The sequence below is a fragment of the Streptomyces saintjeani genome (genome assembly GCF_055409605.1).
The window spans coordinates 2,092,244-2,111,188 of record NZ_CP189624.1 but is presented as its reverse complement, the minus strand read 5'-3'; the positions used below and the strand labels follow the sequence as shown (position 1 = coordinate 2,111,188).

Sequence of the window (18,945 nt, the reverse complement as noted above, 5' to 3'; positions counted from 1 at the left end):
CGAAATGGGCCTCCTCTTTAAAAGAGGAGGCCCATTTCGTCTATTGAGCGCCCTCACACACCCACCGCACGCAGCACCAACCCCGTAGCCGGCTTCGGCCCGAACGACGTCGACTTCCTCGGCATCGTCACCCCCTGTCGGGCCAGTTCCCGCACGACCTCCTCGCGCACGGGATGCAGCAGAACCGCCGTCCCCCCGTCCCGCTCGGCCTTCAGCACGGTCGCCTCCGTGTCATGGATGTACGCCACGCGCGCGGGATCGTCCTCCGGAATCTCCCAGACCGAGGCGAGGAGCGCCGCGTGCAGGACGGTCGCGTCGAGCGTGCGCCAGGCGGTCGGATGCCCGGCAGGGACCGTGCGCGCCAGCAGCTCCGGATCCGGCCGGTCGACCAGCCACAACCCGCCGTCCCCCGCGAGGAGATACGCGTTCCCCGCGCACGCGGCGTCGGCCAGCACCTCCAGCGCCTCGGGAAGCGCGGCCTCCAGCCGCTGTACCCGGAAGCGCCCCTCCAGAGCCGCCAGCGCCTCGCTGACGGGCAGACCCGGCAGGTAGCGGTGGATCGCGCGCACGCGCAGGGGATAGCGGGCCGTGTCGACGAGGAGGACGAGACCGTGGTCCCAGGGGCCGGGGGAGGGGTGCTCCGCGCGGAGCATGCGGTACGTCGCCCAGCGGTGGTGGCCGTCGGCGATCAGTGCCTGGTGGCGGGCCAGGTCGGCCTGGACGCCGGCGACCTCGGCCGGGTCGGTGACCTGCCACAGGCGGTGGTGGTAGCCGTCGTCCGTGGTGGTCGCCAACAGGGGCGCGCGGGCCGCCGTGCGCTCGACGAGGTCCGCCGTCGGGCCGCCGTCGCCCCGGTAGGTGAGCAGCAGCGGTTCCAGGTTGGCCCGGGTCGCGCGCATGAGGGTCGCGCGGTCGGCGACGACGTGCGGCATGACGTCCTCGTGCGGCAGGACGACGCCCTCGGAGGGCTCCGAGACGCGCAGGGTGCCGATGAGGCCGCGCTGGAGCATGCCGTCCGCGTGGCGCTGCTCGTAGACGTACAGGGCCGGGGCGGGGTCCGGGGTGAGGATGCCCTCGGTGAGCCACTCGTGCAGGGTCGCGGCGGCCTGTTCGCCTCGCGCGCGCGAGGTGGTGGCCTGCGGGAGGATCAGGCGCACGATGTTGTACGGGTCGGCGTCGTGCAGTTCGTGCAGGCCGTCCGGGCGGACGACGACGTCGTACGGCGGCGAGGTGACCGCGGCGAGTCCGCCGACCCGGTCGGGGTCGTAGCGAAGCCCTCGGAACGGGGTGAGTTCCAGACCTCGGGGCGCCGTTGCCTGCGAGTGACCTGCTGTGTTCATCAGGGCATCGTACGGCTGTCAGTGGCATGGGGGATGATCGGAGGAAAGGCGAGCGAACGAGGAGCGTGGGGTATGGGGCAGGGCGTGCGGAGGGTTCCGGACGGCAGTGGGCAGGCCCTGAGCGAGGCGTACGACACCGCGCTGCTCGATCTCGACGGGGTGGTGTACGCGGGCGGGAACGCGATCGCGTACGCCGTCGAGTCGCTGCACCGCGCCCGCGCGGGGGGCATGCGCCTGGCGTACGTGACGAACAACGCGCTCAGGACGCCGGACACGGTGGCCGGTCACCTGACCGAGCTGGGGATCGACACGGCTCCGGAGGACGTCATCACGTCCGCGCAGGCCGTCGCCCGGCTGATCAGCGAGCAGGTCCCCGCGGGCGCGCGCGTGCTGGTCATCGGCGGCGAGGGGCTGCGGGTCGCGCTGCGCGAGCGCGGGCTCGTGCCGGTCGAGTCGGCGGACGACGATCCCGTGGCCGTCGTCCAGGGGTACGGCGGCCCGGAACTGCCGTGGGGGCGGTTCGCGGAGGCGTCGTACGCGATCGCGCGCGGGGTGCCGTGGTTCGCGTCCAACACGGACCTGACGATCCCCAGCGGGCGCGGGATCGCCCCGGGCAACGGCGCGGCCGTCCAGGTCGTCCGGATCGCGACCGGCGCGGAGCCGCAGGTGGCGGGGAAGCCGCTGCCCCCGATGCACCGGGAGACGATCCTGCGTACGGGCGCTGAGCGGCCGTTGGTCGTCGGGGACCGGCTCGACACGGACATCGAGGGCGCGTTCAACGGCGAGGTCGACTCCCTCCTGGTCCTGACCGGCGTCACGGACGGCGCCCAGCTCCTCGCCGCCCCGCCGCACCACCGCCCGACGTACGTGGACCGGGACCTGCGCGGGCTCCTCACGGGCCAGCCGGAGGTCACCGCGGACGGCCCGGGCTTCCGCTGCGGAGGCTGGACGGCGACGGCGGCGGAGCACCTCGAACTCACCGGCGAGGGCGACGCGTTGGACGGCCTGCGCGCGCTGTGTGCGGCGGCGTGGACGGCGGCGGGCGAGGGCTCCTGCGAGCTGGACGGGGGGAAGGCGCTGGCCCGGCTGGGGGTCTGAGGCGCGGTGGGGAAGCGGCCACCCGGAGCGCATGGCAGGGTAGGCTAACCTAACCTTCGTGTTGGTCGACAGTGTTCCGGAACAGGCGGTCTCCCCACCCCGAGACAGGCGAGGGGCGCGCTTCCTGGGGCTCGTGCTCTCGGTGTCGCTCCTCGCGGCGGTCGCCGTCGCGAGTATCGCCATCGGCGCGAAAGAGCTGTCCCTCGGGCAGGTCTGGCACGGCCTGTTCCAGGACTCCGGGAACTACGCGGACGTCGTCGTCGGCGACCGCCTCTCGCGGACGCTCCTCGGCCTCCTGGCCGGCGCCGCGCTCGGGCTCGCCGGAGCCGTACTCCAGGCGCTGACCCGCAACCCGCTCGCCGACCCTGGGCTCCTCGGCATCAACGCGGGCGCCTCGGCGGCCGTCGTCACCGCGATCACCTTCCTCGGCGTCACGAGCCTGAGCGGGTACGTGTGGTTCGCCTTCTTCGGCGCGGCGGCGGTCGGCGCGCTCGTCTGGTTCCTGGGCGGCAGCCGGGGCGCGACCCCCGTACGGCTCGCGCTCGCCGGGACGGCGATCACGGCCGCGCTGTACGGCTACCTCCAGGCCGTCATGATCATGGACGAGGCGGCGCTCGCGCGGATGCGGTTCTGGACCGTCGGCTCGCTCTCCGGCGCCTCCGACGAAACGATCCGCCAGGTGCTGCCGTTCCTGGCCGTCGGCACCCTCCTCGCCTTCGCGCTGGCCCGCCCCCTCAACGCCGTGGCGATGGGCGACGACACCGCGAAGGCACTCGGCGCGAACCTGGGCCGCACGCGCGCGCTGTCGATGCTCGCGGCGACCGTGCTGTGCGGGGCGGCCACCGCGGCGTGCGGTCCGATCGCGTTCGTGGGCCTGATGGTCCCGCATGCCGTGCGCTCGTTCACCGGCCCCGACCTGCGCTGGATCATGCCGTACGCGGCGATCCTGTCGCCCGTCCTGCTGCTCGGCTCCGACGTGCTCGGACGGGTCGTCGCGCGGCCCTCCGAGGTGCAGGTCGGGATCATCACGGCGATCGTCGGCGGGCCGGTGTTCATCTTTCTCGTACGGCGGCGGAGGACGGCCCAGCTGTGAAGACGACGATGCCCAGGAGCCGCGCTCCCCGTACTCCGGCCGCACCCCGTGCCCTGCGCACCGGCCGCCTCTCCGTCCGCCTCGATCCCCGCGCCCTGACCGTCACCCTCGTCCTGCTGCTGGCCGCGCTCACCGCGAGCGTCGTGCTCATCGGCACCGGCGACTTCCCGATCCCCGCGTCCGACGTCCTCACGGTGCTGTTCGGGGACGGGAATCCGGGCCAGGAGTTCATCGTCAACGAGCTGCGGCTGCCGCGTGTCCTGGTCGGGCTGCTGGTCGGGGCGTCGCTCGGGCTCGGCGGGGCGCTGTTCCAGGCCGTGTCGCGCAACCCGCTGGGCAGTCCCGACGTCCTCGGGCTGAGCCAGGGGGCGACCGCCGGGGCGCTGGTCATGATCGTGCTGTTCTCCGGGTCGACCGCGCAGGTCACGCTGGGGGCACTGGTCGGCGGGCTCGTCACCGGCACGCTGATCTATCTGCTCGCGTGGAAGCGGGGCGTGCACGGCTACCGGCTCGTCCTCGTCGGGATCGGCGTCTCCGCCGTGGCGACCGCGGTCAACGGCTACCTCATCACCAAGGCCGACATCGTGGACGCCGCGCGGGCCGTCGTCTGGATGACCGGGACCCTCGACGGGCGGGACTGGAAGCAGGTCTGGCCGCTGCTCGCGCTGGTCTGCGTGCTGGTGCCGCTCGTGCTCGCCAACGCGCGCGGGCTGCGGATGATGGAGATGGGCGACGACGTCTCGGGCGCGCTCGGGGTGCGGGTGGAACGCGTACGGATGCTGCTGATGGTGTCCGCCGTCCTGCTCACCGCCGCGGCGACCGCCGCGGCCGGCCCCGTCGGCTTCGTGGCGCTCACCGCGCCGCAGCTCGCCCGCCGCCTCACCCGCTCCCCGGGCCCGAACCTCGTCCCGTCCCTGTGCATGGGCGCGACCCTTCTCGTCACCGCCGACTGGGCGTCTCAACGCCTGTTCGGGGACGGCCGGTTGCCGGTCGGTGTGGTCACCGGGGTGCTCGGGGGCGTGTACCTGCTGTGGCTGCTGGTCACCGAACGGAAGGCGGGCCGGATATGAGCGGATCGTACGACCGCAAGACCCCCGCCCCACACAAAGCCCCCGCCCCACACAAAGCCCCCGCCCCACGCAAGGCCCCCATCCCCGGCACCCCACACCTCCCAAGGAACACCGTGAACCGTCTCTCCGCCGAGAACGTCACCCTCGCCTACGACCAGCGAGTCATCGCCGAACAGCTCTCCGTGGAGATACCCGACCAGTCGTTCACCGTCATCGTCGGGCCCAACGCCTGCGGCAAGTCCACCCTCCTGCGCGCGCTGTCGCGGATGCTGAAACCCCAGCAGGGCCGTGTGCTGCTCGACGGACAGGTCATCCAGTCGATGCCGGCGAAGAAGGTCGCGCGTACCCTCGGGCTGCTCCCGCAGTCGTCGATCGCGCCCGACGGGATCACCGTCGGCGACCTCGTCGGCCGGGGCCGCTACCCCCACCAGGGCATCCTGCGCCAGTGGTCCGCCGAGGACGAGCGCGTCGTACGGGAGTCGATGGAGCAGACCGGCGTCGCGGAGCTCGCGGAGCGGTACGTCGACGAGTTGTCCGGCGGGCAGCGGCAGCGTGTGTGGATCGCGATGGCGCTCGCACAGCAGACGCCGCTGCTGCTGCTCGACGAGCCGACGACGTACCTCGACATCCAGCATCAGATCGACGTCCTCGACCTGTGCGCGCAGCTCCACGAGGAGCAGGGGCGCACGCTCGTCGCCGTCCTGCACGACCTGAACCACGCCGCGCGCTACGCGACCCACCTGATCGCCCTCAAGGACGGGCAGGTCATCGCGGAGGGCGTGCCGAACGACATCGTCACGGCGGGGCTCGTGGAGGAGGTGTTCGGGCTGCGGTGCCAGGTCATCGACGATCCGGAGACGGGGACGCCGCTGGTCGTGCCGGCCGCCCGGCAGGCCCGTACGAAGGCCGCTACAGCAGCTTCCTGAGGCTCAGCAGGTCACGGAAGCCCGCCTCCAGCTTCACCCGGCCCGAGCCCCACGCCTTCGCGAAGTTCAGCTCACCGGCGACCATCGCCACCAGGTCGTCCCCGGTCATGGCGAGTCTGATCTGCGCCTTCTCGGCGGGCGGTCCGGGCGCGACGCCGTCCACCACGATCGCGCCGCCCGTCATACGGCCGGTGAACGTGACGTCCAGGTCGGTGATACGGCAGCTCACCGTGCGTTCCATGCTCGCCGCCGCGCGTACGTCGCCCTCGGCGCCGCGCATGTTCCGCGCGAGCTTCTCCAGTGCCGTACGGCACTCCTCGATCGTGGCCATCGTGATCGACCGTACACCGGCGGCACGCGGTAGCGTCGGGGCATGAACGATGCCGCCGACGGCCGCGCACCCACCGGGAACCCCGAGGTCGACACCCTCCTCGACCGGCTCGCCGACACCGGGCACCTCGCGACCGAGGGGCACGTCGAGGTGTACGAGGATGTACACCGGGGACTGCGCGATGCGCTCACCGCGCTCGACAGCCGCCCGGGCCCTTCGAGGCCCTCACCGTCGTAACGGGAAATCAGTCGTAACGGGAAACAGTCGTACCGGAATCGGGAGTTGGACCCAAGGTGGCAGGAGTCGCGCGTCGACGGTTGGACGCGGAGCTGGTGCGGCGGAAGCTGGCGCGGTCGCGGGAGCACGCCAGTCAGCTGATCGAGGCGGGGCGGGTGAGCGTCGGGAAGACCGTCGCGACGAAACCGGCGACCCAGGTGGAGACGGCCGCGGCGATCGTCGTGCAGGCCGACGACGACGATCCCGAGTACGTGTCCCGGGGCGGGCACAAGCTCGCGGGCGCGCTGTCGGTGTTCGTGCCGCGGGGGCTCGTCGTCGAGGGGCGGCGCGCGCTGGACGCGGGCGCTTCCACCGGCGGGTTCACCGATGTGCTGCTGCGGGCCGGGGCCGCGCACGTCGTCGCCGTGGACGTCGGATACGGACAACTCGCGTGGTCTCTCCGGAGCGATGAACGCGTCACCGTCAAGGACCGTACGAACGTACGCGAGTTGACGCTTGAAGCGATCGATGGGGAGCCTGTGGATCTTGTCGTGGGGGACTTGTCCTTCATCCCGCTCGGGCTCGTGCTGCCCGCGCTGGCGCGGTGCACGAAACCCGGCGCCGACCTGGTGATGATGGTCAAGCCGCAGTTCGAGGTGGGGAAGGAACGGCTCGGCAGCGGAGGGGTCGTACGCAGTCCCGAACTCCGTGCCGAAGCCGTGCGGGGGGTGGCCGCTCGCGCCGCCGGGCTGGGGCTCGGTGTGAACGGGGTCACCGCGAGTCCGCTGCCCGGGCCGTCCGGGAATGTCGAATACTTTCTGTGGCTGCGTGCCGGGGCGCCCGCTCTGGACCCGGCCGATGTCGATCGTGCAGTGGCGGAGGGGCCGCGGTGACCCAGAACTCAGGTCGTACTGTTTTCCTGCTCGCGCACACGGGGCGGCCCGCCGCCATCCGCAGTGCCGAGCTCGTCGTGAAGGGGCTGCTGCGGTCCGGGATCGGGGTGCGGGTCCTGGAGTACGAGGCGCGGGATCTGCCGTTGCCGGCGGAGGTCGAGCTGGTTGGCGAGGCCACTCCGCAGTGCCTTGAGGGGTGTGAGCTGCTCATCGTCCTCGGTGGGGATGGGACGCTGCTGCGCGGCGCCGAGTTCGCGCGGGCCTCCGGGGTGCCCATGCTCGGCGTCAACCTCGGGAGTGTGGGGTTCCTCGCGGAGGCCGAGCGGGACGATCTCGACAAGGTCGTCGACCGGGTGGTGACGCGGGCGTACGAGGTCGAGGAGCGGATGACCGTCGATGTCGTCGTGCACAGCAACGGGGACATCGTGCATACGGACTGGGCGCTGAACGAGGCGGCCGTCCAGAAGGCCGGGGCGGAGAAGCTCCTTGAGGTCGTCCTGGAGATCGACGGGCGGCCGGTGACGGGGTTCGGGTGCGACGGCATCTGCCTGTCGACGCCGACCGGGTCCACCGCGTACGCCTTCTCCGCCGGGGGGCCTGTGGTGTGGCCCGAGGTGGAGGCGCTGCTGATGGTGCCGATCAGCGCACACGCCCTGTTCGCCAAGCCGCTGGTGACGTCGCCGGATTCCGTGCTGGCCGTGGAGGTGCTGCCGCACATCCCGCCGGGGGTGCTGTGGTGTGACGGCCGGCGGACGGTCGAGCTGCCGCCGGGGGCTCGGGTGGAGGTTCGGCGGGGGGCTGTGCCGGTCCGGTTGGCGCGGCTGCATCACGCGTCGTTCACGGATCGGTTGGTGGCGAAGTTCGCGCTGCCGGTTTCTGGGTGGAGGGGGGCACCGCACTAGCTGGCTGCGGGGGGTGGTGCTTCGCCGTGGGCGGGTGCGGGGAGTCTGTGGCTGGTCGCTCCCCCAAGCTCTTCGAGCAGGGAGGTACCCCCAGCGCGGCGGAGCCGCATATCGATACAGCCCCGCGCCACTGAAAGACCCGCGGTTGCCCGGCGCTGTCTGCTCGGCCCCGGCTGCCGTTCGGGTGATCTCGGCTCCCGCCCGCTTCGGGCCCTGGCCCTCAGCTCCCGGCCCGGCCCTGGTCCCGCGACTTCGGTTCCCCCTGCTTCCGGCCTCCGCCCCCTTCCCTCTTCGATCACCCCGTCTTCACCCGCCCCCCCACCTCCACCCGCCCGGGTGACAAGGGTGCCTCGCGCTCTTCCCCGTCCACCTCGTATGGTCTTCTGCGTGCTGGAAGAGATGCGGATACGGTCCCTCGGAGTCATCGACGACGCTGTTGTCGAGTTGTCGTCCGGGTTCACCGCCGTGACCGGGGAGACCGGGGCGGGGAAGACCATGGTGGTCACCAGCCTGGGTCTGCTGCTCGGGGGGCGGGCGGATCCGGCGTTGGTGCGGATCGGGGCCGAGCGGGCCGTCGTCGAAGGGCGGATCTCCCTGCCCTCGGGGGGCGCCGTGGCGCTCAGGGCCGAGGAGGCCGGGGCCGAGCTCGACGACGGGGCTCTGCTCATCAGCCGTACCGTTTCGGCGGAAGGCAGGTCGCGGGCGCATGTCGGCGGGCGGAGCGTGCCCGTGGGGGTGCTTGCCGAGCTGGCCGATGAACTGGTGGCCGTGCACGGGCAGACCGATCAGCAGGGCCTGCTGAAGCTCACCCGGCAGCGGCAGGCGCTCGACCGGTACGCCGGTGACGCTGTCGCCGGGCAGCTCGTGAAGTACGGCGAGGCGTACCGGCGGCTGCGGGCGGTCGCCGCCGAGCTGGACGAGATCACCACGCGCGCGCGGGAAAGGGCGCAGGAAGCCGATCTGCTGCGCTTCGGGCTGGCGGAGATCGCCGGTGTCGAACCCCGCGCCGGCGAGGACGCCGAACTCTCCGAGGAGGCCGAGCGGCTCGGGCACGCCGAGGCGCTGTCCTCGGCCGCGACCCTCGCGCACGCCGCCCTCGCGGGCAACCCCGAGGACCCGGAGGGCATCGACGCGGCAACCCTCGTAGCGGGCGCACAGCGCGCCCTGGAGGCCGTCCGCTCGCACGACCCGGCGCTGTCCGCGCTCGCGGACCGGATCGGCGAGATCGGCATCCTCCTCGGCGACGTGGCGGGCGAACTCGCCGGGTACGCCGACGACTTGGACGCCGACCCCAGAAGGCTCGCGGCGGTCGAGGAGCGCCGCGCCGCCCTCACCGCCCTGACCCGCAAGTACGGCACCGACGTGAACGCCGTCCTGGAGTGGGCCGAGACGAGCGCCGCCCGCCTCACCGAACTGGACTCCGACGACGAGCGCGTGGACGAACTCACCGCCGAACGCGACGCCCTGCGCACCGGACTCGGCACGCTCGCCCAGGCGCTGACCGACGCCCGCACCGAGGCCGCCGACCGCTTCGCCGCGGCCGTCACCGCCGAACTCGCCTCCCTCGCGATGCCCCACGCGCGCGTGTCGTTCGCGATCCGCCAGACCGAGGACCCCGAGGGCGTCGAGGTCGACGGCCGGACGGTCGCGTACGGCCCCTCCGGCGCCGACGAGGTCGAGCTGCTGCTCGCCCCGCACCCCGGCGCCCCGCCGCGCCCGATCGCCAAGGGCGCGTCCGGCGGTGAGCTGTCGCGCGTGATGCTCGCGGTGGAGGTCGTGTTCGCCGGGACGGACCCCGTCCCCACGTACCTCTTCGACGAGGTCGACGCCGGCGTCGGCGGCAAGGCGGCCGTCGAGATCGGCCGGCGCCTCGCCAAGCTCGCCAAGTCCGCGCAGGTCGTCGTCGTCACCCACCTCCCGCAGGTCGCGGCCTTCGCCGACCGGCAGCTGCTGGTCGAGAAGACCAGCGACGGGTCCGTCACCCGCTCCGGCGTGAAGGTCCTGGAGGGCGAGGACCGGATCCGGGAGCTGTCCCGGATGCTCGCCGGGCAGGAGGACTCGCAGACGGCCCGGGCGCACGCGGAGGAACTGCTGGCGACGGCTCGCGCGGACGCGTAGAAGGCGTGACGGGGGCGCGCTCCTGACGGGGCGCGCCCCCGCTCCTATAGGCCGTACGGGTGATGTGCGGGTCGTCCGGGGGTGCTGTGACGGCCGGGTGTGCGAAGTTCTCCACCCGTGGAGAGGTTGTTCGTACGTAACCGGACGGCGTCACTCATGTGGGTGACAAGAGGGTTCAGGTGCGGGGGTTCGCGACCGCGGGGCGGTCCGGAACACCCGTACGTGCTGGCATCCTTGGAGGACACGGAGGAAGGTGCGCGGGGCGGGTCCCCGTGCGTTCCTTCTGTACGTTTCTTCGTGACCGTCCCCCGCCGAGCCAGGAGTTCCGGCCACGTGAGCCACGTGAGCAGCCCTTCGTCCCAGGGCCAGGCGCCGCTGCGCACCGTGCAGGTACTCGGCGGCGGCAACGCCGGCAGCAGCGCGCACGTGCGCTCGCTGACCGCCGGGCTCGTCGCGCGGGGCGTACGGGTCACGGTGTGCGCCCCCTCCGAGTCCGATCACGCCTACGACTTCTCCGGCGCCGGCGCGGACCACGTGCCCGTGCCGCGCAGCAGCGATCCGGGGTCGGTGGCGGCGCTGCGGGCCGCCTGCTCCGATGCCGACCTCGTCCACGCGCACGGGCTGCACGCGTCGTTCAGGGCCGTCCTCGCGCTCAGTGGGCGCCGTACGCCGCTGATCGTCACCTGGCACAACGGGGCCCGGGCCGAGGGGGCTCGCGCGCATCTGCTGCGGGTGCTGGAGCGGCGTGTCGTCAAGGCGGCCACCGTCGTGCTGGGGACCACCTCCGACCTTGTCGACCGGGCTCGGCGTACGGGGGCCCGGGACGCCCGGCTCGCCGCCGTGTCCCTGCCGGGGCAGCGGGATTCCGGTGTGCTGCCGGGGGACAAGGTGCGGGCCGAACTCGGGGTGGGCGAGCGGCCGTTGCTGCTTGCCGTCGGGTCGCTCGACCGGTACCGGGGGTACGAGGTGCTGCTCGACGCGGCTCGTGCCTGGCGGTTCCTCGATCCCGTTCCGCTGGTCGTCGTCGCCGGAGAGGGGCCGTCGCGGGGGGAGTTGCAGGCGCGGATCGACCGGGAGGGGCTGCCTGTGCTGCTCGTCGGGCGGCGGGAGGATGTGCCCGAACTGCTGGGGGCGGCCGATCTGGCGTTGCTGCCGGGGGTCGACGAGTCCCGGTCCGTTTTCGCGCAGGAGGCTCTGCGGGCGGGGGTGCCGCTGGTGGCTCCGCTGACCAGTGGGGTGCGGGAACTCGTGGGGGACGCGGCGGAGTTGGTGGCGGCAGGGGATGCGGAGGCGTTGGCGGGGGCGGTGGTCCGGCTGCTGGGGGACGAGGAACGGCGGGGGGTGCTGCGGGAGTTGGGGGGCCGGCAGGTGGGGAGCTGGCCCACGGAGGACGAGACGGTGGCGCAAGTGCTGAGCGTCTACGACGAGTTGACCCAGCCTCGGCCCATTGGGTAGGGGCTCAGGACACGTACCTTCTCGCCCTCAGCGCCAGGCTCAAGGTCAGTACCGTCTGCGGGTCCTCCAGGTCCGCTCCCAGCAACTCGCCGATCTTCGCCAGGCGGTTGTACAACGTCTGCCGGTTCAGGTGGAGTTCCCTCGCCGTCTCCGCCTTGCGGCCCGCGTGCGCCAAGTACGTTTCCAGCGTGGGGAGCAGCGGGGGCCTGGCTCTGGCGTCGTGGGATCGCAGGGCGCCGATCGCTCTCGTCACGAACGCCGCCAGGTCCGGGTGGTCCCGTAGCCGCCACAGCAACAGGTCCGTGTCCAAGTGGCGGGCGTCGTACCAGGGTTGGGGCGGGAGGCCCTGGGCCGCTGTCGCCGCCTCGGTCGCGTGGTGGAGGCTTGCCGCCGCCGCTGTCCAGGTGCCGGGGACTCCGACGACGACGACCGGCGGCGGGGAACCCGGGCGCCGGGTGCCCGCTCGGTCGGCTCCGGCGTGGAGGGCCGCCGCCGCCCGGTCCGCCAGCGTCGCGCGGTCCTGTTCCGTGCGCAGGCCCAGGAGGACCAGGACACGGCCCTCCACGGGGCGGACGCCGAGCAGGACCGGGACGCCCAGGGACGCCAGTTCCTCCGCCAGTGCCCTCGCCGTGAGCGTCCCGGGATCGCCGAGGCGCATCACGACCGGCAGCAGGGGACCGGCGCCGGGCTTGAACCCCAGCACCCTGGCCTGGGCCGGCGCGTCCTCGGCGGCGATCCGCCCTTCCGCGAGGTCGGTGAGGAAATCACCCCGCCCGCGCGCGGCCAGCTCCTCCTCCTGCCGCGCCTGCATCAGGACGACCGCGAGGAGGCCGGCGGCGCGGTCGGCGGCGATGCGGTGTACGGGGGTGAGGGGGGCGCGCACGGGAAGCAGTACGAGCCTGGCACGCACCGGACCACCGCTCACGCCCCCGGCCCCACCCGGCACCTCCACCACCACCGCCCCCGAAGGTGCCTCCCGCCCCACCCCCCTCAGCCTCTCCCACACCTGAAGCGGTTCCGCCCCCTCGGGCCCGGCCGCGTACAGCAGTCGCTCTTCCGCCGTCTCCAGGAACACCGGGTTGCCGCTGAAGTCCGCGAGGATGCCCAGCACTTGGGGGATCCCCCCGCCGCCGAGCAACGCGTCCGTGCACCGCCGATGCACCTCCTCCGCCCGCTGGAGCAGCGCGTAGTGCCCGTTCACGATCTCCGTGTGGATCTCCTCGGTGACCGTCACGAAGGCCACCTCGCGGTGGAGTTGGACCAGCGGCAGCCCCGTCGTGCGCGCCGTCTCGACCAGCGCTGCCGGCAACCGGGTGAAACGGGGCCCCAGTTCGACGACGAGCGCGGCGATGCCCCGCTCGGCGAGGGTGCGCACGAACGCACGCTGTTCGGCGGGGCGGGTGCCGAGCCCGTACCCGGTGGTGAGCAGCAGTTCACCCCCCTTGAGGAGCGAGGCGATGTGCGGCACCTCACCGGCGTGCACCCACCGCACCCCCCGCTCCAGCCCCTCCGCACCCGCGAGCACCTCCGGCAGCCCACGCCGCAGCCCCGGCAGCTCCAGGGCACGGCGCACGGTGATGTGGTCGGGAGGGGTGTCCATACGGGGACGCTACCTGGGGACGACGGACTCCGGCGCGGGCGGACGGCCACGACCCCCACCAGCCCCCCCTACCGCGCGGCCAGCTCCTCCAGCCCCGGCCCCAGCCGCCCCGCGAGCCCCGCATCCCAGTGCCCGACCTCGGCCGCCAGCACCCCCGCCGCCGCCCCCAGCGCCCTGAGCAGCTCCTCCACGTCCAGGTACCGCACGAGCGTCGGCTCCAGGCCGAGTTCCACCAGATGAGCCCCCTTGGCGTGAGCCGAGGCAACCCTCCACGCGGCGACGACCGGTGTGCGGTCGCCGTGGATCGCGAGGACCAGGTCGAGGTCGGACCACTCGTCGGTGTGGCCCGTGGCGTGGGAGCCGGTGAAGGCGGCTCCCGTGATCGCGGGGTCCTGGCGGGCGAGGCTCAGGAGCCGCTTCGCGACCTGGTCCGTGGGCACGGCGTTGTAGGTTCTCGCCGTTCGTTTCGGATGCCGCCTCCATGACCTGCGGCTTCATCCGCAGTCTCACGACGTGTCGGACGCTGGAGTCTCACGCCCGTGTCGGATCCTCGACGGTCCACGCAGAGCGGCTCGGGCCGCCGGTCCTCTGTGTCCTGTCTCATTAGATCTTGGAGAGGTGGCGCCGCTGACCTGCGGGGTGACGGATTGAACCGCGACCTACTGGGGGGATAACAAGGTGTCGTGGAAGACCCGCGGGCGGTGCCGGTGGCGCGTCTCGTTGATCATGGCGAGGGCGATGCCACCTGAGCAGGGCCTTGTCAGGGTCGAGAGACGCTTGACGACCGGTTTCGCACTGAAGATGGCAGTTTCCTTATCAAAGGCCGCACCGGTGGACGTGCTCAGGAAGGATGTTGCCGCCGACGATCCCGAATCTGCCGACGGGCGGTCGACCAAACGCTCTCGAACTCGTTGGCCGGCAACCACTGCGGGTCGTGTCCCTCCCACTCAGAGATGGGCGGTTCCGCGGTCAGGCCGTAGACGCTCTCGTATTCAGTCAACCGACCGTCTCTTTGGGCTTCTTGCCACTCGGCCAGCGAGGCAGCGGCTAAAGCCTTGCTTCCGAGCTCCTGCAACTCGACTTGCCGGATCACGTATCCATCGGTGTCCAGTTCGAAGTAGAACCAGACGGCTTCCTCGTCCCAGAAGCAGCGAAGCCAGCGCGTCACTGGTTCACCGCGTCGAAGGGCTCGTCGTGCCAGCGCCAGCCGGCGGTGCCATCGTCGTGGATGTGCAGCATGAACTCAGCGACCGGGCGGCCGTTGGGAAACGTCATGGTGAGCGCAGTGCGGATCTGGGTGTAGCAAGCGTCGGCCTGCTCCCAGTCCTCCTCGTCGACAGCCCGCTCTTGCTCAGTGAAGAGGGGACGGAACTCTTCAAAGCCAGGAAGTGTCTCGACTTCGGCGTGAGCCCAGGGCATATCGGCGCCGGTCACGGTCAGCCGAGCAATCTCCTGGTCGCCGTGGTGGAGCCGCCAGATACTGCCGGTGGCCAGGTTCGGGTTGGTCATATCCCCATGATGGCGATCACCACTGACAGGCGGGTAGTGAGATCACGGCACCTTCTCGGTCATGGGCACGACCATCTCACGCAGCGGAAGTGAGACAGGCCACCTGTACCGAGACAAGAGCCACCCCAAAGCGGGACAGCGTCTCATTCAACCCGTTCCGGCCCCCTGCATCGCAAGATCCACACACAGACCAGTGCGACAAGCCGCGGTTCGCTGAGACGGGACACTCTGACGTGGGCAGTCTCACGGCCGGTGTCGTATCCGACGTCGATCCGACATTGGCCGTGAGATTCCGACACGAGATTTGAGATCCCACAGGCGTCAGCCGCCGTACGCGCCCGATGCCGTCAGGCGCAGGGCCGTGTCGATCAGGGGGACGTGGCTGAATGCCTGCGGGAAGTTGCCGACCTGGCGCTTCAGGCGGGGGTCCCACTCCTCGGCGAGGAGGCCGAGGTCGTTGCGCAGGGCGAGGAGTTTCTCGAAGAGCTTGCGCGCCTCGTCCACCCGGCCGATCATCGCGAGGTCGTCCGCCATCCAGAACGAGCACGCCAGGAACGCGCCCTCGTCGCCGGGAAGGCCGTCGACGCCCTCGTCGCCGCCGGAGGTCGGGTAGCGCAGGATGAAGCCGTCCGAGGTGGACAGCTCGCGCTGGATCGCCTCGATCGTGCCGATGACACGCTTGTCGTCCGGCGGGAGGAAACCCATCTGGGGGATCAGCAGCAGCGACGCGTCCAGCTCCTTCGAGCCGTACGACTGCGTGAAGGTGTTGCGCTCCTTGTCGTACCCCTTCTCGCAGACGTCCCGGTGGATGTCGTCGCGCAGCTCGCGCCAGCGCTCCAGGGGCCCGTCCGCGTCGCCGGACTCGATGAGCTTGATCGTGCGGTCGACGGCGACCCAGGCCATCACCTTGGAGTGCACGAAGTGCCGACGCGGGCCGCGGACCTCCCAGATGCCCTCGTCCGGCACGTTCCAGTGGTCCTCCAGGTAGCGGATCAGCTTGAGCTGGAGCAGCGAGGCGTAGTCGTTGCGGGCGAGGCCGGTCATGTGGCCGAGGTGCAGCGCCTCGGTGACCTCGCCGTACACGTCGAGCTGGAGCTGATGGGCGGCGCCGTTGCCGACGCGGACCGGCGCCGACTTCTCGTACCCCGGCAGCCAGTCCAGCTCCGCCTCGCCGAGCTCGCGCTCGCCCGCGATGCCGTACATGATCTGGAGGTTCTCCGGGTCACCGGCGACGGCCCGCAGGAGCCACTCGCGCCAGGCGCGCGCCTCGTCGCGGTAGCCGGTGCGCAGCAGCGAGGAGAGGGTGATCGCGGCGTCGCGCAGCCACGTGTAGCGGTAGTCCCAGTTGCGTACGCCGCCGATGTCCTCCGGCAGCGAGGTGGTGGGCGCGGCGACGATCCCGCCGGTGGGGGCGTACGTGAGGGCCTTCAGCGTGATCAGCGAGCGGATCACGGCCTCGCGGTAGGGGCCGTGGTACGTGCACTGCGCGACCCACTCGCGCCAGAAATCCTCGGTCGCCTCCAGCGACGCCTCCGGCTCGGGGAGCGGCGGGGGCTGCTTGTGCGAGGGCTCCCAGGAGATCGTGAACGCGATCCGGTCACCCGGCGCGACCGTGAAGTCCGCGTACGTCGTGAGCTGCTTGCCGTACGTCTGTGCGGTCGTGTCGAACCACACCGAGTCCGGGCCCGCGACGGCGACCGTGCGGCCCTCGTGCTTGTGGACCCAGGGGACGATCCGGCCGTAGCTGAAGCGCATGCGCAGCGCCGAACGCATCGGCACCCGGCCCGAGACGCCCTCGACGATGCGGATGAGCTGGGGCGCGCCGTCTCGCGGGGGCATGAAGTCGGTGACCCGCACCGTGCCGCGCGGGGTCTCCCACTCGGACTCCAGGATCAGCGAGTCGCCCCGGTAGGTGCGCCGGGTGGCCGGCGGGGGAGCGGATTCGGCGGGATGGGCGGGACCCAGGCGCCAGAAGCCGTGATCCTCCGTGCCGAGCAGGCCCGCGAAGATGGCGTGCGAGTCGAAGCGGGGCAGGCACAGCCAGTCGACTGTGCCGTCCCGGCAGACCAGTGCGGCGGTCTGCATGTCTCCGATGAGTGCGTAGTCTTCGATGCGCCCGGCCACGTGCAACTCCAGTCGAACGGCCACGTCACCCCCGGTGAAGGGGGCTTCTTGCGGTCAAGGGGTCGGTGTCAAGAACATGTTTTTCGAAAACCTTCGAAAAACACGGTGTCGAGGTGTGAAGCAAACCAGCCGTCCTGCCCTGTGGCAAAACGCCGTTTCCCATTGGCATTTCTCGCTCAACTAGCCGACGAGCGTTCGCTGTTCCGGTGCGCGGACGGGGGTGTCCCGTGAAGCAGCGGGCGGGCTCGGCAGCGAGTGTCTGAGCAGGATACGGCTCACGCAGATGATCTGTGTGCCGCTCTCGCCGACGCGGCTGCGCCGAATGGGTGAGTCAGGGTGAAAGCGTCGTCAAGGAACACGAAATCCTCGTCAAAGACTTGTGTCGGCGCGTGCGCGGAGCGTGGGCGGAAGCCATCTCTCCGGGGCGCTGATACGCTGGTAGCCCGTGGACCGGAGGTCACGAAACCCCCGAACCGCAGCGACCCCCAGACCGCGACCACGGGAGCCCCCTCTTGGCCATGACGCCGAAATCTACGACGACCAAGCACATCTTCGTCACCGGGGGTGTCGCCTCCTCGCTCGGCAAGGGCCTGACCGCCTCCAGCCTCGGCATGCTCCTGAAGGCTCGCGGTCTGCGCGTGGTCATGCAGAAGCTCGACCCCTACCTGAACGTCGACCCCGGCACGATGAACCCCTTCCAGCACGGCGAGGTGTTCGTCACGAACGACGGCGCCGAGACCGACCTGGACATCGGCCACTACGAGCGCTTCCTCGACCGCGACCTGGACGGCAGCGCGAACGTCACGACCGGCCAGGTGTACAACACCGTGATCGCCAAGGAGCGGCGCGGCGAGTACCTGGGCGACACCGTGCAGGTCATCCCGCACATCACCAACGAGATCAAGCACCGCATCCGCCGGATGGCGACCGACGAGGTCGACGTCGTCATCACCGAGGTCGGCGGCACGGTCGGCGACATCGAGTCGCTGCCGTTCCTGGAGACGGTCCGCCAGGTCCGTCACGAGGTCGGCCGGGACAACGTGTTCGTGGTCCACATCTCGCTCCTTCCGTACATCGGCCCGTCCGGCGAGCTGAAGACCAAGCCCACCCAGCACTCCGTGGCCGCGCTGCGCAACATCGGCATCCAGCCCGACGCGATCGTCCTGCGCTGCGACCGCGAGGTGCCGACCGCGATCAAGCGCAAGATCTCCCTGATGTGCGACGTCGACGAGTCCGCCGTCGTCGCCTGCCCGGACGCGCGCTCCATCTACGACATCCCGAAGACCGTCCACGGCGAGGGCCTCGACGCGTACGTGGTCCGCAAGCTGGACCTGCCGTTCCGCGACGTGGACTGGACGACGTGGGACGACCTGCTGGACCGCGTCCACAACCCCGACCACGAGATCACGCTCGCCCTGGTCGGCAAGTACATCGACCTCCCGGACGCCTACCTCTCGGTCACCGAGGCGCTGCGCGCGGGCGGGTTCGCCAACAAGGCCCGCGTGAAGATCAAGTGGGTCACCTCGGACGACTGCAAGACCCCGGCCGGCGCCGCCGCCCAGCTCGCCGACGTGGACGGCATCTGCATCCCCGGCGGCTTCGGCGACCGCGGTGTCCTCGGCAAGGTCGGCGCGATCAGGTACGCCCGCGAGAACAAGGTGCCGCTGCTCGGCCTGTGCCTGGGCCTCCAGTGCATCGTCATCGAGGCGGCCCGCAACCTCGCGGACATCCCGGACGCCAACTCCACCGAGTTCGACGCGGCCACGGCCCACCCGGTCATCTCGACCATGGCCGAGCAGCTCGACATCGTGGCCGGCGAGGGCGACATGGGCGGCACGATGCGGCTCGGCATGTACCCGGCGAAGCTCGCCGAGGGCTCCATCGTCCGTGAGGTGTACGACGGCAAGGAGTACGTCGAGGAGCGGCACCGCCACCGCTACGAGGTCAACAACGCCTACCGCGCGGAGCTGGAGAAGAAGGCCGGCATCCAGTTCTCGGGCACGTCCCCGGACGGCAAGCTCGTCGAGTACGTCGAGTACCCGCGCGAGGTCCACCCCTACCTGGTCGCCACGCAGGCGCACCCGGAGCTGCGCTCGCGCCCGACGCGTCCGCACCCGCTGTTCGCCGGGCTGGTGAAGGCGTCTGTCGAGCGCCAGCGGGCCGGTGGGGTACGCAGGAGTTCGAAGTAGCACACCGGTTGTACGGTGGCCGGGGTGTCTCCCTCTCAACGGGAGCGCCCCGGTTTTCGCTTGCGCACGTCGGAGAGGCCA

At 71.4% G+C, this 18,945-nt stretch carries 17 protein-coding genes; 10 read left to right on the top strand and 7 right to left on the bottom strand.

Annotated features, from left to right (window positions below; all coding sequences use genetic code 11):
* Window positions 1-53 precede the first annotated feature (53 nt).
* A complete protein-coding gene (locus ACQCO7_RS09380) occupies window positions 54-1,340 on the bottom strand; it encodes a DUF1015 family protein (RefSeq protein WP_464071380.1) in 1,287 nt (428 codons plus the stop codon).
* A 72-nt stretch (window positions 1,341-1,412) separates the two neighbouring features.
* On the opposite strand from ACQCO7_RS09380, the gene ACQCO7_RS09375 reads away from it, so the two are divergent.
* From ACQCO7_RS09375 to ACQCO7_RS09360, 4 genes are read left to right on the top strand one after another with little or no spacing between them, the layout of a single operon-like run.
* Complete coding sequence (locus ACQCO7_RS09375) at window positions 1,413-2,438, top strand: HAD hydrolase-like protein (protein ID WP_464071379.1); 1,026 nt, start codon at window positions 1,413-1,415, stop codon at window positions 2,436-2,438.
* Window positions 2,439-2,496: 58 nt separating this feature from the next.
* Entirely contained in the window at window positions 2,497-3,531 is a 1,035-nt protein-coding gene (locus ACQCO7_RS09370; RefSeq protein ID WP_464071378.1) for a FecCD family ABC transporter permease, read from the top strand.
* An 8-nt stretch (window positions 3,532-3,539) separates the two neighbouring features.
* Window positions 3,540-4,601, top strand: coding sequence for a FecCD family ABC transporter permease (locus ACQCO7_RS09365; RefSeq protein ID WP_464071377.1), 1,062 nt, complete (start codon window positions 3,540-3,542; stop codon window positions 4,599-4,601).
* Window positions 4,562-5,527 carry an ABC transporter ATP-binding protein gene (locus ACQCO7_RS09360; protein ID WP_464071376.1) on the top strand — a complete coding sequence of 322 codons (966 nt, stop codon included), beginning with the start codon at window positions 4,562-4,564 and terminating at the stop codon, window positions 5,525-5,527. The genes ACQCO7_RS09365 and ACQCO7_RS09360 overlap by 40 nt, the downstream gene beginning before the upstream one ends.
* Here ACQCO7_RS09360 and ACQCO7_RS09355 read toward each other — a convergent pair.
* Window positions 5,511-5,858, bottom strand: coding sequence for an SCP2 sterol-binding domain-containing protein (locus ACQCO7_RS09355; protein WP_464071375.1), 348 nt, complete (start codon window positions 5,856-5,858; stop codon window positions 5,511-5,513). The two genes, ACQCO7_RS09360 and ACQCO7_RS09355, sit on opposite strands and share 17 nt — an antisense overlap.
* Before the next feature lie 42 nt (window positions 5,859-5,900).
* Here ACQCO7_RS09355 and ACQCO7_RS09350 point away from each other — a divergent pair, with 42 nt between their 5' ends.
* The 5 genes from ACQCO7_RS09350 to ACQCO7_RS09330 all read left to right on the top strand — a co-directional run bounded on the left by ACQCO7_RS09350 (window position 5,901) and on the right by ACQCO7_RS09330 (window position 11,442).
* A complete protein-coding gene (locus ACQCO7_RS09350; RefSeq protein ID WP_464077442.1) occupies window positions 5,901-6,095 on the top strand; it encodes a hypothetical protein in 195 nt (64 codons plus the stop codon).
* A gap of 56 nt (window positions 6,096-6,151) precedes the next feature.
* Window positions 6,152-6,967: a TlyA family RNA methyltransferase gene (locus tag ACQCO7_RS09345; protein ID WP_464071374.1), complete on the top strand. Its 816-nt coding sequence runs from the start codon at window positions 6,152-6,154 to the stop codon at window positions 6,965-6,967.
* Complete coding sequence (locus ACQCO7_RS09340) at window positions 6,964-7,869, top strand: NAD kinase (protein WP_055721544.1); 906 nt, start codon at window positions 6,964-6,966, stop codon at window positions 7,867-7,869. The genes ACQCO7_RS09345 and ACQCO7_RS09340 overlap by 4 nt, the downstream gene beginning before the upstream one ends.
* Window positions 7,870-8,244: 375 nt before the next feature.
* On the top strand, window positions 8,245-9,987 hold the full coding sequence (recN, locus tag ACQCO7_RS09335; protein ID WP_464071373.1) for a DNA repair protein RecN: 1,743 nt from the start codon (window positions 8,245-8,247) through the stop codon (window positions 9,985-9,987).
* Between the two features lie 333 nt (window positions 9,988-10,320).
* Window positions 10,321-11,442: a glycosyltransferase family 4 protein gene (locus ACQCO7_RS09330; protein ID WP_464071372.1), complete on the top strand. Its 1,122-nt coding sequence runs from the start codon at window positions 10,321-10,323 to the stop codon at window positions 11,440-11,442.
* 4 nt (window positions 11,443-11,446) lie between these two features.
* Here the strand turns inward: ACQCO7_RS09330 and ACQCO7_RS09325 are convergent, their stop codons facing one another.
* The 5 genes from ACQCO7_RS09325 to ACQCO7_RS09305 all read right to left on the bottom strand — a co-directional run bounded on the left by ACQCO7_RS09325 (window position 11,447) and on the right by ACQCO7_RS09305 (window position 16,675).
* The gene (locus ACQCO7_RS09325) at window positions 11,447-13,042 is read right to left on the bottom strand and encodes a PucR family transcriptional regulator (RefSeq protein ID WP_464071371.1); all 1,596 of its coding nucleotides are present in this window, start codon (window positions 13,040-13,042) and stop codon (window positions 11,447-11,449) included.
* A 68-nt stretch (window positions 13,043-13,110) separates the two neighbouring features.
* Complete coding sequence (locus ACQCO7_RS09320; protein ID WP_464071370.1) at window positions 13,111-13,482, bottom strand: hypothetical protein; 372 nt, start codon at window positions 13,480-13,482, stop codon at window positions 13,111-13,113.
* 401 nt (window positions 13,483-13,883) lie between these two features.
* Window positions 13,884-14,210, bottom strand: a complete 327-nt coding sequence (locus tag ACQCO7_RS09315) for a hypothetical protein (protein WP_464071369.1) — start codon at window positions 14,208-14,210, stop codon at window positions 13,884-13,886.
* Complete coding sequence (locus ACQCO7_RS09310) at window positions 14,207-14,551, bottom strand: hypothetical protein (RefSeq protein WP_464071368.1); 345 nt, start codon at window positions 14,549-14,551, stop codon at window positions 14,207-14,209. Before ACQCO7_RS09310 ends, ACQCO7_RS09315 begins: the two co-directional genes overlap by 4 nt.
* A gap of 321 nt (window positions 14,552-14,872) precedes the next feature.
* Window positions 14,873-16,675 carry a glycoside hydrolase family 15 protein gene (locus ACQCO7_RS09305; RefSeq protein ID WP_464077185.1) on the bottom strand — a complete coding sequence of 601 codons (1,803 nt, stop codon included), beginning with the start codon at window positions 16,673-16,675 and terminating at the stop codon, window positions 14,873-14,875.
* Between the two features lie 518 nt (window positions 16,676-17,193).
* Between ACQCO7_RS09305 and ACQCO7_RS09300 the strand changes: the two genes are divergently transcribed.
* Window positions 17,194-18,864 carry a CTP synthase gene (locus ACQCO7_RS09300; RefSeq protein ID WP_464071367.1) on the top strand — a complete coding sequence of 557 codons (1,671 nt, stop codon included), beginning with the start codon at window positions 17,194-17,196 and terminating at the stop codon, window positions 18,862-18,864.
* Window positions 18,865-18,945 lie beyond the last annotated feature (81 nt).

What these genes read in the sequence shown, in the direction of transcription:
- ACQCO7_RS09300 (WP_464071367.1), top strand. Translation starts at nt 17,194, where the DNA reads ATGACGCCGAAATCTACGACGACCAAGCACATCTTCGTCACCGGGGGT.
- ACQCO7_RS09375 (WP_464071379.1), top strand. Translation starts at nt 1,413, where the DNA reads ATGGGGCAGGGCGTGCGGAGGGTTCCGGACGGCAGTGGGCAGGCCCTG.
- ACQCO7_RS09380 (WP_464071380.1), bottom strand. Translation starts at nt 1,340, where the DNA reads ATGAACACAGCAGGTCACTCGCAGGCAACGGCGCCCCGAGGTCTGGAA.
- ACQCO7_RS09325 (WP_464071371.1), bottom strand. Translation starts at nt 13,042, where the DNA reads ATGGACACCCCTCCCGACCACATCACCGTGCGCCGTGCCCTGGAGCTG.
- ACQCO7_RS09365 (WP_464071377.1), top strand. Translation starts at nt 3,540, where the DNA reads ATGCCCAGGAGCCGCGCTCCCCGTACTCCGGCCGCACCCCGTGCCCTG.
- ACQCO7_RS09355 (WP_464071375.1), bottom strand. Translation starts at nt 5,858, where the DNA reads ATGGCCACGATCGAGGAGTGCCGTACGGCACTGGAGAAGCTCGCGCGG.
- recN (WP_464071373.1), top strand. Translation starts at nt 8,245, where the DNA reads ATGGTCTTCTGCGTGCTGGAAGAGATGCGGATACGGTCCCTCGGAGTC.
- ACQCO7_RS09310 (WP_464071368.1), bottom strand. Translation starts at nt 14,551, where the DNA reads ATGACCAACCCGAACCTGGCCACCGGCAGTATCTGGCGGCTCCACCAC.
- ACQCO7_RS09350 (WP_464077442.1), top strand. Translation starts at nt 5,901, where the DNA reads ATGAACGATGCCGCCGACGGCCGCGCACCCACCGGGAACCCCGAGGTC.